Genomic DNA, 15,825 nt, shown 5'->3' with positions numbered 1-15,825 from the left:
TTTGAAATGTATACAGTACTGATTCGGCTAAACAAAGCCTTAGTTCAATGGGTAAGAAACAAGTACAAGAAAAGGAGAGGTCTTACAAAAGCGGGTAAATGGCTAGAAGCTCTTGCTCACAGAGAGCCTCATCTATTTGTACACTGGACAATGGGGATATTCTATATGGCTGGATAATGGGAGCCGGATGAATCGAGAGGTTCAAGTCCGGTTCTGAGAGAGCCTGGGGGTGAAATCCCCCTGGGCTACTCACCGGTTGCGGGTTGGTAAGAGCAAGATATCAGTTGCAAGTTGTGAGTTCCAAGTTGTAGGTTAACGACCCGAAAGCAAAAATATACAGCCCGTCATGCTGAACTTGTTTCAGCATCTCGGTATTGAGAGCCGCAGTGTGCTGTGAGAAGCGGTTACCGTTGACTGTCCCAGATTATGGACCCGTTCAACGATAAGATCAAAGACCAGATCCTGATCAAGAGCACATCAGGATGGCAAATTGAGTTGGTTCAAACAAGTTGATATTCTTCCGCCGGGTGATTGCTGTCTTCTCTTCCTTAAGCTCCTGGTAGAAAAGTTGTCAGTTCCAAGATCCAAGTTGTAAGGAAAGGGAAAAACGAGGCTAGGGGTTGCGGGTCGGACAGAGCAAAGAAAGCGGTTCGCCGTTCTTTGATAAGAACAGTTGTCAGTTCCAAGATCCAAGTTGCAAAGTTGGAAGAACGGGTAGTCAGTTCTCGGTTCACCGTTCTCCGAGAGGAGCATAGGGACATCGGTTCCAAGCGCAAGAATGGCTGGACGACACTAAGAGCCTCTCGCTCCGTTCGGCGATCAGAGTTTCGTTTAGAATCATAGAGGAAAGAAAAAAGACGCTCTGAAAGCGTCTTCAATTATAATTCTACCACGAGAAATTGTTAAAGTCAACCCGTCTTGCTGTTGACGAAAGGTTAAGAAATCTCGCCAGGGAATCTGCAATCCCTTTGGTTTTGTCGATTGGAATCTATTATTCACGTATAGACAGCAGGAATCACTTCAATGAGTAGTCATCTATCGGATGAATCCAGAAACTCATCCAGCCGGTTCAACCCTTCAGCGAAGCTCTTTCGCCCGAATCCCATTCTGAAGTAGCCGCCTTCGTAATCATACATCGATCCGGGAAGAAGCAGAACTCCGGAATTATCAAGGAGCTCGGAGCAGAAGCGATCAACGTCTCCTCCAACGAACTGTATAAAAGCTATGGGTCCTGCTTTCGGTCTCGAAACTCTGAATACCGATGAGTGCTTCTCGAAGAAGAGGGCAGCTCGATCCCAGTTCTCAACAACTATCGCTCTGTTCCTTTTTAGGATCTTATCTCCTACACACAGCGCCTTCCAGGCAAGATACTCCGAGGGAGCGCTGTTGCAGATCGTGGTGTAGTGTTTGAATCTAGTCATTGATTTCAGGACGCTTTTGTTGTGAGATACAACCCAGCCGATCCTCAAGCCGGCCAACCCGTATGATTTCGACATCACACCCAGCGCCAGAGAGTTGTCGGAAATATCTGCAAAGGACTTCTGCTTTTCTATAGATTGATCAAGCTCAAGCCCTCTGTAGACCTCATCGGAAAAAACGAAAATTCCCCTTTCTTCGGTAAAGAAAGCGATCTTCATCAGGTCTCTGTTAGAAACAAGGTACCCGGTTGGGTTATTAGGATTGTTTATCACTAGTAATTTAGTCTCTGGGCGAACAAGATCATTCAGTTCATCCACATCAAAGCTCCATTCTTCCCCGCTTCTTCTCAGTTCCCAGCGGGTCACTTCACATCCGATTGCGTTGGCAACTTCGTAAAGTGACTGATAAACCGGAAACTGGCAGATCACATGGTCGCCTTTCTGAAGAAAAACATTCATGAAGTTGAAGATCGCCTCTTCCGCGCCTGAGTGAACTATAACCTCTTCCATTTCGACGGTCGAGTAAAGCCCTGCAATTTGCGTCCTCAAATCGCGATTGCCGGGAACTTCTGTGTAGCCAAGCCACGTATCCATGAACTTCGAGGGGGGTTCCCCGTTCATTTTCAGCAACTCGCCGATCGTCATGGCTTCACAGTCAGACTGGGCAAGAAGGTAGGGTGCGTCGAACTCGTGCTTCTCAAAGTAAACTTCCAGTTTGAAATCATTTAGCTTCATTTTCTTCCTCCGCTGTCAGTGATACTCGATCTTACCAGACTACTTTCAAACTCGAGCCTGTGACTGGACGCAGACAACGAATCGTCAGGCTTCCAGGCCGTGTCTCATGCTATCTGGAATAGGCCTCACTGGGAAATTCGATCATGAATCTGTTGATGCCCTCTTCATGTTCGTAATCGAGCCTAAGATTGTGCGCACGCAAAATTGACAAGACCACTCTCAGGCCGAGACCATATCCCTGAGCCTGCACTCCCTTAACGGATTCATCAAGGCTCATGAAATCGACGGCTTTGCCCTTGTTGGAAACAGATAACAGAGAGAATTCCTCTTCACGGGTCAGTTTGATCTTTATAGAATCGTCCGTAGAATACTTGCAGGCATTGTCAAGAAGATTCATTACTACGTGCTCGATCATGTATCCGGAGGCACTGATCACTATATCGGGGAGGATCTGTATTTCAATCTCCTTGTCGGGATGAAGGATCATGATCTTCTCTGTAGTCTCCAGTACAAGTCGGGAGAGATCTATCTCTCTCTGCTCAATTGGTACGGTGATCTCTGTGCGAGACAGAAGCAGATACTCTTCAGAGAGTCTTATAAGCTTTTCCACTTCCTCAAGAGTTTCTCTCAAGGCTTCGCGCATACTCTCTTTTGAGGAACTGCCGGTCAAAGAGAGCTGAAGATGCGATTTCATTACTGCTAGGGGCGTTCTCAATTCGTGAGCGATTCTTGAAGAGAACTGCTTCGCATCGTTTATCAACTGCTCGATTCTGCTCAGCGCCTTATTGATTTCACTTTCAAGCTTTGAAACTTCGTCTCCACTCTTTCTGAGCGAAATTCTGGCATCCTTCAGCCCCGTTCTGCTGATCAGCTCCATTTGATTGCCGGCCTGTTCAAAAGGTCTTATCAGTTTTCTCGTGAATATTGTTCCAATGAGGCTTACGGCTAACAAGATGGATAACGAGGAAAAGACCACTGCTGCCAGAACAAACTTCAGATACTCCTCGGACTTTCCGAGATTGTAAAAAGTCACGAATCTCTCTTCGGTTCCTTCGATCAGCTCGACAGTCGCTCTATATCGATGGTCTCCTTTTGTGCCGATTCCTTCAGCTTTTTTGAACAGTTCCGGTTCAGCCCGAAAACTCGCTACCGGTTCATCTTCTATGTATATGGCGAATCCAAAGTCCTCATTTCCCGCAAGGTTCAGAAGTCTGTTTTCTTGATCTGCGAATTTGTAGGTGTTGACTATATCGTTATGAAATGACAGGAGCAGATTATCTATCCTGCGAAATTCGAGATTCCTCAGGACAAAAAAGACCGTAAGGCCTAGCGAAATCACCACGGTGCCGTAAGTTGCGAGGTAAAGGAGTGAGATCTTTCCCCTAACCGTCATCTGCAAAACCCCTGAATCTGTAACCCTTTCCCGGAACCGTTTCGATCACGTCATACATCCCAGCCGACTCAAGTTTCCTTCTAATGTAGTTAATATAAACATCAACAATATTGCTGCGCGGTTCAAAGCCTGTTTCCCAGATCTTGTCGGTTATCTCTTCTCTGGAGAAGACAGCTCCCGGGTTTCGGAAGAGCAGTGCGAAGATTGAAACCTCTCTCGAGGTCAAGTCCAGTCTTCCCTCGGAGCAGGTGAAGACTTCCTTTCTCGAATCGTAACGAAGAGGACCGTACTGAACTATCGATTCTATCTTCAGCTGATTTCGTCTTACAAGAGCCCTTACTCTGGCTTCCAGCTCACGCAGATCGAACGGTTTGGGAACGTAATCATCGGCTCCAATCTCAAGGCCTTCAATTCTGCTGTCGACTTCGCCCAGTGCGGTGATTATTATTATGGGGACATCGGACTTCATCTCTTCTCTCAGAAAGCGGCAGAATTCATAACCGTTCATGCCGGGCAGGAGAACATCGAGGACAATACAATCATAGCTGCGCTCAAGGGCAAGATCCAGTCCTTCTTCTGCATTCTGGGAGGCATCCACAAGAAATCCGGAACGCTCAAAAAAAGAGACGACATTATCGAGCAGTCTTTTCTCATCTTCAACTATCAAGAGTTTCATCGAGCATCAATTCTTTCCGTTTTCTTTGCCGGGAGGAGTGTCTGGCTGACCGGGATCATCGGGTTTGCCCGGATCGTCGGGCTTACCTGGATCATCGGGCCTGCCAGGATCATCGGGTTTGCCCGGTTCGTCGGGCTTGCCAGGCTTTTCCGAAGGAGTCAAATCCTCTTTCTCAACCAGGGACTTCTGCAGTCTCTCGCTTGCCTCTTCAAGCGCCTTCTCATTTGCCGTTACGCTTAACGTTGAAGCAAAACTGCTTGCTAACCTGTAGGACATCGTCTCAGTTATTACATGCCAGAAGTGACCGTTCTCTTCCTGTACCAGAAAGATACCGCGAACCTCCTCCCTTGACTGCAGAGAAACAAGAGAGAAGGCGTCAATTATCTTTACTTCTGATAAAATGCCGGCCTCGCTAGCTTCCGTTATTTCGGAAATCTCACCGTCTGAAGAGAGCGTGAATACTCTGGAGTCGGTCACAACCCTTACCAACCCTTCGGGAAGAACAAAGATAGCGAGAATCTCACCAGCAGCTATCCGCTGCACCTTCTGAATTAAGGTGATGCTGACTGATAGCTCAAAGTCCCCACCCCCAACCAGGTAACCAAGCAAAGACTGCTCGCTTTCAAGCACAGTACCAACCGAAAGTGCGGCTGAAAACACCAAAGCAATAGCGTAGGCGAGACAAATGATTCTCTTCATATGAGTTCCACCTTCACTTCCGCAAACCATCGACAGTGTTGAACGGATGAATCCCCTCGTGCTTTCCAGTTAATCAACCCAAACTCATTGAGGGCAGACCGAGACTTAACTATATGCTGCACCTATTTCTCAACCAAGACAATTGTACCAAGATCGACGTCTTTATCTACAACGGTAACTGAAAGGGACTGATATCTGGATTCGCTTTCATCGACCGAGAAACCTTCCTCCATGTAATTGTCGAAGAACTCCAGCCTATATTCTCCAGGACCAACCTTGCAGAATCTGAACTCGCCTTCCTCCCAAATCGGATTGTCTATATGGGTAAACGTCATAAGCGCCTCGCCATCAACTTCTGGAAACAGCGCTGCAAGGAGAGGCAACTGATCCGCAGAGGCAACTCCCGTTACATCGAAAAGGCTTCCGTGGCGCACATGGATTACAGGCGTCATGTGGACCTTGTCTTCGTGGCTTTTCTTCTCGCCTGAGATCTCGGCCTCACTGACGATGTCCTCCCACCGGCCGTTGATTTTCAGGGATTTCGACAAGTCAAAGTCCAGAACAACATTAGTCACAGAACCCTCGTCAATCTCGAGACCCAGATTGTTGATCTTCAATGATCCAGAGTTGACGGTTACTGGATAGACTATCTCATTGGCCGTCATAGTTGCCGCAGACACTTCTATCCGCAACTGGTTATATACACCGACGACTCCTGTAGTGTCGGGCAGTTCGAAAGTCGCTCCCACAAGAGTAAGAATGTCTACTTCAAATGGCTCGTCGACAATCACAAAAGGCTCGTATTCATCTGGAGGAACCTCCTCGGATCCATAGAGCTTTATGCTTTCAATCCTTACGATAAGAGAGTCAATCTCTTCGATAGGGATTACCGCATCGGTAAGAACAACTCTCACCGTTCCCCTGTCAGCCTCTGGCAAAGTAAGATCCACGCACCCAGAGAAGAAAAACGCGGAGAGCAAGACAATCAAGAATAGTAGCTTTCTCATTTTCTTTAACCTCCCTTCTTCGTTTGGTTATGAACCAAGCTTATCCCCTATGTAATTAAAGAGAGATTAAACCATCGCACACAGGAGCTGTCCGAGACTGGTCCTGATCAGAAGCTTTTACATTGCCAGCGTTGTTCCAGTCGACAACGGATGGCTATATTTGATATTGGTCAAATGCCACACCCTGTCGGTACGGGTCGGTGGGGAAGAGATAAGTTGAGGATAGGAATAGCTGGAGCACTCTTATATTATTTATTACGGGCCGTACTGGGTCCATCTCTTTGAAGAACTGGGAATAGAGGTAATTACAACGCAGAAGACCGACAAGAAGACGATTGACAGAGGGATCGGAGTCTCCGTTCCAGAGATCTGCGTTCCGATCAAGATATACAACAGTCACGTCCTCAGATTGGTCGATCAGGGCGTTGATTATGTATTTGTGCCCAGAATGGTTTCAGTTGAGAGGGCAAGTTCTTCTGCCCCAAGTTCATGGGACTACTCGACATGATAGAACATGGAATCCCGTCAGTCAGGTCGAAGTTGCTCACACTGGACATTCAAAGCAGTACTGAAGACATCACTTCACCAAAGTTGATTTATCCCATTGCCGGTAAACTTGGGGTCTCCAGAAGTGACGAGAATAGAGGCTTTTGTCGATCTTATTAGAAACTCTAAGCTCAAACGCATTGCCGCTAACAAGTGAAGCGATTTCTGTGGAGATTCTTGCTGGAGTAGATGTCGGTTCGGTGAGTACCAACATAGTGGCGCTTTCCGAAAGCGGCGATATAGTTTTCAAGTATTACGTCAGAACCAACGGCCAACCTATGGACGCCGTTAAGCTGGGTTTCGCGAAGCTTAGGGAGGAACTGAATGAGCCGCTTGTCATGGGAGTAGGAACTACCGGAAGTGGCAGACAGCTCGCAGGAGTCCTTCTAGGTGCCGATATCGTAAAGAACGAGATAACTGCTCACGGCGTCGCTGCCTCTAGGGAAATCGGAAATGTGAGGACGATCTTTGAGATAGGAGGCCAGGATTCGAAAATAATACCGATAAGAGAAGGTATGGTAACCGACTTTGCCATGAACACTGTATGTGCGGCAGGAACCGGTTCCTTCCTTGATCATCAGTCAGAAAGGCTCTGAGTCCCCATAGAGAGGTTTGGCGATCTCGCCCTTCAGGCTACGACAGAAGTTAGGATAGCAGGGCGATGCACAGTTTTTGCGGAGTCAGATATGATAGCGAAACAACAGTACGGTTTCTCTAAGTCCGACATTATATGGGGTTTGTGCAAAGCACTTGTCAGGAACTACATAAACAATCTCGGACGAGGTAAGAAACTTGAGCCGCCTTTTGTTTTTCAGGGCGGAGTGGCAGCTAACAAGGGAATAAAGAAGGCATTTGAAGAGGCAGTCGGCCACGAAAAGTAGTAGTTCCTGAGAACTACGAAGTCATGGGAGCCATTGGCGGCGCGATTCTTGCGCGCCAGGAGATCGAGAGAAAGTCCGAAGAGACGTCCTTCAAGGGTTTCGACTACTTGAATCTCGACTTCCGCCCTTCAAGTTTCATCTGCAACGGTTGTTCGAACAGCTGCGAATCAACGTGAAAGCCGACGGAGAAATAATAGCAGTTTGGGGCGACCGGTGCGGCAAATGGCAGGAGCAACTAAGAAGAAAGGAATGAGCCTCTACCACTTGAGAGGCTCCTTGTCGTTCCTTCTGAAATCTTCATAAATGAGCTATTCAGTTGAATTAGATCTCTCAATTATCTGTGCCAATCACAATTCTCGCAAAATGCTTACCAATCGATTTTGCAGAAGAGACAGGCACTAGTTTATGACCTTATCGCCGCTGCCATGTTCAGACCCAGTTCAACACACTTGTCGAGATCCTCTTGCGTTGGACAGCTTTTTGCTTCTATCACGGGTCCCACTTGATCGCACTTTGATCTCGAAGCGAACTGCTGAAGCTCTTTCAGGGCTCCGCCACTCCAGGTATAGGAACCGAAAACACCTATCTTGCGGTTCCTCATCATCCTGTTCTCTATCGCGCTAATCAGCTGCTTCATCGGAGGGAACAGCTCCATGTTGTAAGTGCAACTTCCCATTACCAGCCCTCTGAACCTCCAGATATCTCTGATAATGAAAGATATGTGCGTCGTCGATATGTTGTGAACCCTGATCTTGTCAACACCACCCTTAACAAGACCTGAAGAGACAGCTTCCATCATTTTCTGCGTATTACCGTACATTGAACCATAAACCAAAACGACTCCCTGTTCCGTTTCCTGCTTGCTCCAGCGATCATAAAGATCAATAATCCTGGAAGGGTTCCTTCTCCAAACTGGCCCATGAGTGGCGCAGATGATCTTTATATCTACACCCGATAGTCTCTCAAACGCCTTTTGAACCATAGAGCTGTATCTGCCGACAATGTTTGAGAAATATCTGAGAACTTCATCCTCAAAGAAATCTACATCAACTTCGTCGTCGAAAATCCCTCCGTTAAGTGCACCGAAACCTCCAAAGGCATCTCCGGAGAAGAGGGCTCCAGAGGATTCTTCATATGTCATCATGGTTTCTGGCCAGTGAACCATTGGTGTCATGTAGAACCGCAGAGTTTTTGAACCAATTTCGAGCTCCTCACCATCCTTGACTGCGATCAAATTATCTGTGACATCATAGAATGCATGGAGCATTTCTATCGTCTTTTCATTTCCGATCACCTTTAGGTCAGGAAAGGCCTCTCTCAAAACCTTAATCGAACCGGAGTGATCTGGCTCCATATGATTGACGACAAGATAATCAACTTTCTTCCCCTCAGGTAGCAGAGACTTGATCTTATCGAGAAAAGCAGAGAAGAATGCACCCTTCACTGTATCTATAAGGACGACCTTATCATCTATCAAGATATATGAGTTGTAGGACACTCCTCTTGGAAGCGGCCATAGCGCCTCGAAAAGATGAGTCTCAAAGTCATTCACTCCTATCCAGTGTATCCCTTCAGCAATTCTTACAGTATCACTCACTCAAAAAGCCTCCCTTCAGATTCATTATAGCAACACGGTTTTATCATGTCTTCTCGAAAAACAGATTATACGCCCTTTCTCAAGAAGCTCTCAAATAACGCTTTCCGGTGAAGTAAAGAAGCAATACTCCACTGAAGGATAGCACGACATTAGTTATGACAAAGTACGCTGTAGAGACCAACTCTATTCCAAGGGAATGCCTCATAAGTTCTGCCACATACTTTACGGGAAGAAACGCGGACACTATTCTCAGATAATCGGGCAAAAAGGAGAGAGGGAAATATATGCCAGCCAGAAAGACCATTAAAACCATCAGAATACTTGCAGCAGTTTCTGCCGTCTCTGGATTTCTGAAAATAAGCGTCAGAAAGAGTCCAAGTGCCATCATCCCCAAAGTGGAGGAGATTATTGAGATAAGGAATAGCAACCAATCTGTCTGGAAGGTAGTCCTGAACAGCAACCTGCTCACAATCATGATTAGGAGTATCGATACAATGCTAACCAGGAATCTAGTCAGAGTGCTTCCAAAAATGAAAGTCAAGGGTTTGAGCGGAGTGATCTTGAATCTATCAAGAACTCCCCTCTTTCTGTACCTTCCGAAGACGCTTATCACTGAAAACATCCCGGCCGAAAGGAGAGAGATCGCTACGACGCCAGACATTGTGTAATCGGCATCGGTTGCGCGAACTCTTCCGGCTGTCTCAGGGATGTTCTCAACAACAATCACCGACTTCACATTGTTAATCTCCTTCTCAACGGCCGCCGAGATACTTGCCCTGGCCATTTCTATTGTACTCAGCTGACCAACATCACCCTCACGGTACAGATAGGAGATTTTCTCACCATCGAATGTAACTCCCAGCAAGATATCTCCGCTTTTTATCTTTTCTTCCAGGCTCGTCTCATCGTCAAAGAGGCTTAGACTCCATGCCCCCGTCTCCTCAATTACCGGAGAAATATCGTAAGTTCCGGTCTGATAAAGGCCTACGGAGGTTTTTTGATAATCACTTGAGCCGCCGAAAAAGAAACCGAAGAGCAGCAGGAATATCATCGGGAAGAACAACGTGAAAAAGACTTCGAGCTTGTTTCTGAACGCTTCCTTTGCAAAGGCGATGAAGACAGCTTTCAACTTGTTTCTACTCATAGCCCATCACCTTCTTGAAATTCACGGCAAAAACGAGCAGTGAGAATGCAGTCCAGATTAGAGGTACCACTATCAGCCAGCCCACCGAAAGCGGCGCGAATTGGTAACCCATTACCCTTCTACTGAGCTCGACAAGATAGGTGGTCGGTAATGCGTAGACCAACCAACGGATCCCCCATGGGAGATCAAATACGGGGAAGTAAAGGCCCCCGAGAAACATCATTATCTGGTACAGAGTCTGCCCAAGAACGGAAACTGTTGAGAGCTTTTTCGAGAAGGAAGCTATCATTAGACCAAAAGATACCGTAACAATCATTGAAAAGAGCAGAGTCAGGATAAACCTGATATCGAAGATTGAACCGCCCACCCTGTAGACAAAAGTGGCCACAAGGTACAGAAGCACCAGCGAGATAAGCATAGTTATTATCAATTTGACTAAGTGGCCAGCAAAGTATTCAAGAGATCTCAAAGGCGTTGTGTAGAGTTTCTTATTCACCCCGGACTCTCTGTACTGAATTAGACCCAAGGGGCTGTTCAAAAGTGCTACCGAAAGAATCATCATCAAAGCAACCCCCGGGAAGATGTACTCTTTGTAGTCAAAGGGCTCTTTTTCAATTGCGGAGATAACCCTTGTCTCCGTCACAATGTCTAGGAAATCTCCTCCGCTCCGCCGTTCGATCTCGAGATTCACTTCGTTTATTACTTCCTCCATAATGCCCGAAGCGATCGAGGACGATTCTTTGCCGCTGATATAGTGAACTCGAAGGGGTACCTCGCCCATCTTTAGTGCCAGCGCGCTTGTCATCTTGGCGTTGGTTCCGGCGGGAATAACGAGCACGATATCCTGCCTTCCCTCTCTAAGATCATCTAGAGCATCATCGATTGACCCGTACTCCTTCTTAACAAACGGACCGCTCTCCGAGGAGATCCCTTCAATGACTTCGTCGATAATCTTTCCAAATCCCGCAAGATTCTCCTCCCTCACAATCCCCACTCTGAAACTCACTCCCTGCGTATCGCCCCCGTAAAAGGGCCCGAAAACCGACGTCAGTATGAAGTATAGAATCAGGGGAAAGATGAAACTCCAGAACATCACCTGGAACTCTCTGATTTCGCTCTTGAAAAGCCCTGACGTGAAATTCCACAATCTGCTCATGAAATCCACCTCAGTCCCTCAGTTTTCTGCCGGTAAGGGTGATAAAGACGTCCTCCAGATTGGGCTTTCGAATCGTAACGTCGTCCAGGAGAAGGCCAAATCTCTTCGATCTCTCGAAAAGCCGACCTAGAATTCTCTCTACATCCCTCGTTGTCACCGAATACTCGCGATTCTCAACATGTTGAAGACCTTCCATATCCAGAAATTCCCTAGGTACGGGATCCTCTCCCTGAACACTAAAAGTGACGATATTTTCCGCATCTATAGAGTCAATGAGCTCATCCAAAGTCCCTCTAGCGATTATCTTTCCGTAATCCATTATGATTATTCTATCGGCCAGTCGTTCTGCCTCTTCCATGTAATGAGTCGTAAGGATTACCGTCTTTTCCTTCTTCTTAAGGGCCAATATCGTCTCCCACAACATTCTCCTTGCCTGAGGGTCCAGTCCGGTGGTGGGCTCATCCAGAAACACTACTCTTGGATCATTTACAAGAGCCACTGCAACTGCCAACCTCTGGAGCTGACCTCCCGAGAGATTCTTTGTGTAGGTTTTCGCTTTATCTTCCAGCGAGACCTCTTTGATCAGATCTCTTGATGGAATACTCTTCCGGTAAAGACCTCTGAAAAGGTCAAGAGTCTCTTTGACAGTGAGATATTCAAAAAAACTCGACGATTGGAGCTGAACACCGATCTCCTCCTTCACCCTTTCGCCGGAAGGAAGAAGTCTTTCCTCGAAATACTCTATTGTACCTGCGTCGGGCCTTCTCAGTCCTTCAAGCATCTCCACAGTTGTGGTCTTGCCGGCGCCGTTGGGACCCAAAATGGCCAGTACTTCTCCCTCTCTGAGATCGAATTCTATTCCGTCAACAGCCTTTGTGTCGCCATAATATTTCCGGAGATTCTTCACTTCAATTACATTTTTCGACACAGCTTTCACCACCCAATCGATACGTCAGTCTTTTCCAATACTATAGATTCTACCAGCTGTAGCAGGCGTCAGCTCTATCTCAGTCCTGCTCGTCTATAGCCTTTAACATAGCCTTAGCGGCCCTCAGGGGCCCGTCCATCTCGAATCCCGGTATTCCTAACCTCGTCCTGACCTCGCCAACCGTTACCCCCGCATCTATCATGGCCTTTAGATAGCGATCGGCTATTACCTCGTGTTTATCCCGCCTTTGAATTGCTCCAAAAGGATTCGCGAAGTAACTGTAAGTCAGACCCTTCTCGGACGTAGTTCCTTTGGCCATCCTCGCGCCGCTCGAAAAGACCTCCGCCGCTTCGGAAGGGTCACTGAAAATGCGAAGGTCGTCCTCAGTGTTCTCGTCGAAGTTGTTTGCATAGAGGAAATAATCAATCTTTGTCGGCTTAATGATCTCCGTATAGTTGGAATAGGGGACAATCACCCTGGCATTAATCTCGTTAGGGTTCATGAATATGCTTCGATCCATCGTTGAATAGGCATACCCAGGCTGAAGATCATCAAGACGTACAAAGGCTCCCGTTTCAGTACCGTATGCGACCACGGAACCGGATGAAGTTATGTCGAGAGATCCCATGTCATCGATCAAGATGTTTACCTCGGATACTTCCGAAGAAAGCCTGTTCAAAGCGTCGAGGGTTTCGGACTTACCGGCTCCGCTGTCGCCAATCAGCATTACATTGGCCTTTTTTCCGTTTCTCAGTTTTATGTGAGCCAGAGCTCCATGAATCGGAAGCCTGCCTTCATCGATCACAAGCAAGTTGTGAATTGTGAGTATCATTTTTTTCATGTAGCCGAAATAGTCGATCTTGGGATCATCCCCGACTACTCCCACATAAGTGCCATCGTCTTCTCTGTAAATAACTCCGTTGAAGTCCCCGCTCTCTTCAAAGAGAGAGTTGTCTAATCCCAAAACGTATATGCCATCGGGCTTCTTGTACTTGACGATATCGAAACTCGCGAGCTCGAACAGATTCCCCAGACCGGCAGCCAGAGCCAGGTACTCTTTGTTTACCACCACGAAGACAAGTTTGGAGCCTACGTGAATGGGAAACAAAAACCAGTCTCTTCCTGAAGAGATATCCAGTCTTCTCAGAACGGGCTTGTCATAGACCTTAAACAATCCCTGTCTTTTGTTTGACCTGGTATAGAAGATTACCGGTGGCTCGAAGACTATACTCCAGACGCATGCCATGTCGTACAGAAAGTCGGCTCCGTCCACCCTAACTCTCTCATCTACTTCAGGGCGATCAACAATGAATCCCACCTGAGCACCACCTGGTTCCTGTCTCAAAATCTTTAGTCTGACATCGGAAACATTTATCAGTATCTGCCTGTAAAGGCTGAGTACCAAACCTTTGAGGTCTGTGTTGGTTCTTACAAGAACCATCTGCTTGAAAATTCTATCGAAGCGATTCGGGGTGTACTCATCTCTCTTTACTATGAATCTGTGCTTGTTTCTCCACAGAGAAAACAAGCTCTCGACAAACCTTACAAGAAGTTCTTTCTTGTTGCTCATCTTTGGGAAGGAATAATACGGTGAACCATCAATCTTCTCAATCGGATCGATCGTAAGTGCAAGAAGAAGCTCTATAATCCCCTCGATATCGTACTTTATGGAGGTATCTACTGTATCTGTATTCTTCAGAAACGGCTCGAACAACGAAAGAAGCGAGTTCTTCTTTTCTTCGGAATCTCTTATGAGTTCTGCAAGTATCTCTCTAAAAGTATCGCTGTTGAGTATCTGCGAAGAAGCGTTATAAGCAACTTCCCCATTGATCAAAATGCTCCTCATCTCTCTTAGCCTCCTAAATTTGCCGTTAGTATATTATACTTGCAGATCGATTAATTTCCTTTCGTTTCATTGAAGATCATACAATTCAAGCGTTAGGCCGGCAAATCGAATCTTCGGGCGGTCTGTTTCAAACGGATTCGGCTTCTCTGTGAGTCGACGATGTCTCTGTTTGTTCGCTCCCAGTTGGAGCAATGAGTTTTCATTCCAATACTTTTCATAGCAGGGCAAATATTAGAAGCAACTTGCAAAAAACATTGTTAAAACTCAATTGGTGCGGCCATGAGCCGCAACAAGAAACGATGTCCAGTATGGCGGACAAGAAGAAAGAAGTCAAGAAGCAAGCAAAAAAAGAAGGCAAGAAAGAGACACCAAAGAAGTAGCCTCGCTTAATTCTTCGGGAGCCGGGTCGATGTTGCCCGTCTCCCGTTTTTTTACTACACCGAAAATCGTTAATCGAAATTCGGCTTTCGTTGTACAATTCCTATGGGTACAATCTTCGGTTTTCGGCCGAGGAGGTGAAGTGATGGTAAGGAATTTGCTTCTTGTTCTTATAGTGATTTCATCGCTAATTGTTTTTGGGCAAAACGACATTCTTTCGATGCTGCGTGAAACTGAAGAGCTTAGTGATTTGTCAAGAAAAGTCGAGTCCTCAGGGCTTGACGTTCTCCTATCAGGCCCAGGGCCATTCACTCTGTTTGCACCCATTAACGGAGCTTTTGCTAAGCTTCCCCCTGCAACTGGCGAGAAGCTTTCAGCTGATGCCTCTTACTCACAGAGAGTTCTTCTATATCATATTGTTAGCGGCAAAATGACATCTCAAGTTATCGTTCAGAAACCCGAGATCGACACGCTTCTCGGTCAAACCCTTGGAATCGACGCAAGAGGTGGAATAAGAGTCGACGGTTCAACAATAGTGGTCAGGGACATCCAGGCATCGAATGGCATAATTCATGTGATAGATTCTGTGATATTTCCCCGTGAAGAGCCCGACATCGCCCAGGTAATGAGGAATACAGGAATACTGGACGTGGCAGTGTCTGCTTTTGAAGAGACGGCCGTTGTGGATGCTTTGAAAGGTGAGGGTCCGATAACCATCTTCGTGCCGAGCGATGTTGCCTTCGCCAGAATACCATGTGAAACAATGGAAGCTCTAATGAGTGACCCGGAATGGCTAAGTGAGGTGCTTCTTTATCACATATCAAAAGGTCTCTTCACAACTGGTGATTTGATCCTTGAAAACGAAGTGAGATCGCTACAAGGGGAGATAATTGAGGTGAAAGTAACTGAATCCGGGTTGGGCATTCAAGACACCCTGATAATCGTGGGCGATATAGAAGCAAGAAACGGAATCATACACATAATCGATCATGTGATGTTCCCACGGAATTCTCGGAGAACCCTGCCATCAATCAAGGAGGGTCTTGAAGAAAAGGGATTCGATCTCATGACGACACTTCTCGAAAATCTGGATCTCGATGATCAATCAAACGAGGAAAATCGTATCACCGTCTTTGCTGTACCAAATGAGGCACTCATCAATCTTAAAGAGGATCTTAAGCTGGGTTACAGCGACCGAGAATCCCTGGGGAAACTGCTAGCCTATCACATCATTCCAAACGAATATCTACACTCTGAACTGAGGATTGCTCAGACCCTATTTGCAGCTAATGGAAAGCCCTTGAACATAAGGATAAGTGATCAGTCCACCGTAAACGGAATCCCGATAATCGAAAGAGATATTCTGTGCAGAGACGGAGTAATCCATGTAATCGAATCTCCCTTAATAATTGAACACTAGT

At 46.6% G+C, this 15,825-nt stretch carries 12 protein-coding genes and 2 pseudogenes; 4 read left to right on the top strand and 10 right to left on the bottom strand.

Going from position 1 to position 15,825, the window contains the following annotated elements:
• Nucleotides 1–177 (top strand): annotated as a pseudogene (locus Q502_RS14960) (group II intron reverse transcriptase/maturase); the annotation flags it as partial.
• A gap of 854 nt (nt 178–1,031) precedes the next feature.
• On the opposite strand, the gene Q502_RS08630 reads toward Q502_RS14960, so the two are convergent.
• From Q502_RS08630 to Q502_RS08610, 5 genes are all read right to left on the bottom strand, one after another.
• Nucleotides 1,032–2,153 (bottom strand): aminotransferase class I/II-fold pyridoxal phosphate-dependent enzyme, encoded by a 1,122-nt coding sequence (locus Q502_RS08630; protein WP_099830971.1) that lies wholly within the window; start codon nt 2,151–2,153, stop codon nt 1,032–1,034.
• A 109-nt stretch (nt 2,154–2,262) separates the two neighbouring features.
• Nucleotides 2,263–3,546 carry a histidine kinase dimerization/phospho-acceptor domain-containing protein gene (locus Q502_RS08625; RefSeq protein WP_099830970.1) on the bottom strand — a complete coding sequence of 428 codons (1,284 nt, stop codon included), beginning with the start codon at nt 3,544–3,546 and terminating at the stop codon, nt 2,263–2,265.
• Nucleotides 3,536–4,222: a response regulator transcription factor gene (locus Q502_RS08620; RefSeq protein WP_099830969.1), complete on the bottom strand. Its 687-nt coding sequence runs from the start codon at nt 4,220–4,222 to the stop codon at nt 3,536–3,538. Before Q502_RS08620 ends, Q502_RS08625 begins: the two co-directional genes overlap by 11 nt.
• 6 nt (nt 4,223–4,228) lie before the next feature.
• Entirely contained in the window at nt 4,229–4,921 is a 693-nt protein-coding gene (locus Q502_RS08615) for a hypothetical protein (RefSeq protein ID WP_099830968.1), read from the bottom strand.
• A gap of 122 nt (nt 4,922–5,043) precedes the next feature.
• Nucleotides 5,044–5,928 (bottom strand): DUF4382 domain-containing protein, encoded by an 885-nt coding sequence (locus Q502_RS08610; protein WP_099830967.1) that lies wholly within the window; start codon nt 5,926–5,928, stop codon nt 5,044–5,046.
• Between the two features lie 232 nt (nt 5,929–6,160).
• On the opposite strand from Q502_RS08610, the gene Q502_RS15070 reads away from it, so the two are divergent.
• Complete coding sequence (locus Q502_RS15070) at nt 6,161–6,436, top strand: acyl-CoA dehydratase activase-related protein (protein ID WP_099830966.1); 276 nt, start codon at nt 6,161–6,163, stop codon at nt 6,434–6,436.
• A gap of 205 nt (nt 6,437–6,641) precedes the next feature.
• Nucleotides 6,642–7,608, top strand: a pseudogene (locus tag Q502_RS14700) (acyl-CoA dehydratase activase).
• A gap of 150 nt (nt 7,609–7,758) precedes the next feature.
• Here Q502_RS14700 and Q502_RS08595 read toward each other — a convergent pair.
• The 5 genes from Q502_RS08595 to Q502_RS08575 form a co-directional block, all read right to left on the bottom strand.
• Nucleotides 7,759–8,952: an FprA family A-type flavoprotein gene (locus Q502_RS08595; protein WP_099830965.1), complete on the bottom strand. Its 1,194-nt coding sequence runs from the start codon at nt 8,950–8,952 to the stop codon at nt 7,759–7,761.
• Between the two features lie 79 nt (nt 8,953–9,031).
• Nucleotides 9,032–10,096 carry an ABC transporter permease gene (locus tag Q502_RS08590; protein ID WP_099830964.1) on the bottom strand — a complete coding sequence of 355 codons (1,065 nt, stop codon included), beginning with the start codon at nt 10,094–10,096 and terminating at the stop codon, nt 9,032–9,034.
• Entirely contained in the window at nt 10,089–11,252 is a 1,164-nt protein-coding gene (locus Q502_RS08585; protein WP_099830980.1) for an ABC transporter permease, read from the bottom strand. The genes Q502_RS08590 and Q502_RS08585 overlap by 8 nt, the downstream gene beginning before the upstream one ends.
• A gap of 10 nt (nt 11,253–11,262) precedes the next feature.
• On the bottom strand, nt 11,263–12,180 hold the full coding sequence (locus Q502_RS08580; RefSeq protein WP_099830963.1) for an ABC transporter ATP-binding protein: 918 nt from the start codon (nt 12,178–12,180) through the stop codon (nt 11,263–11,265).
• A 79-nt stretch (nt 12,181–12,259) separates the two neighbouring features.
• The gene (locus tag Q502_RS08575) at nt 12,260–14,026 is read right to left on the bottom strand and encodes an ATPase (RefSeq protein WP_099830962.1); all 1,767 of its coding nucleotides are present in this window, start codon (nt 14,024–14,026) and stop codon (nt 12,260–12,262) included.
• A 523-nt stretch (nt 14,027–14,549) separates the two neighbouring features.
• Between Q502_RS08575 and Q502_RS08565 the strand changes: the two genes are divergently transcribed.
• Nucleotides 14,550–15,824 carry a fasciclin domain-containing protein gene (locus tag Q502_RS08565; protein ID WP_099830960.1) on the top strand — a complete coding sequence of 425 codons (1,275 nt, stop codon included), beginning with the start codon at nt 14,550–14,552 and terminating at the stop codon, nt 15,822–15,824.
• Nucleotide 15,825 lies beyond the last annotated feature (1 nt).

It is taken from the genome of Mesotoga sp. Brook.08.YT.4.2.5.2. (assembly GCF_003351125.1).
In the GTDB taxonomy this organism is placed as follows: Bacteria; Thermotogota; Thermotogae; order Petrotogales; family Kosmotogaceae; genus Mesotoga.
The sequence above is the reverse complement of the archived record's forward strand: the minus strand, read 5'-3'. Positions and strand labels throughout refer to the sequence as shown.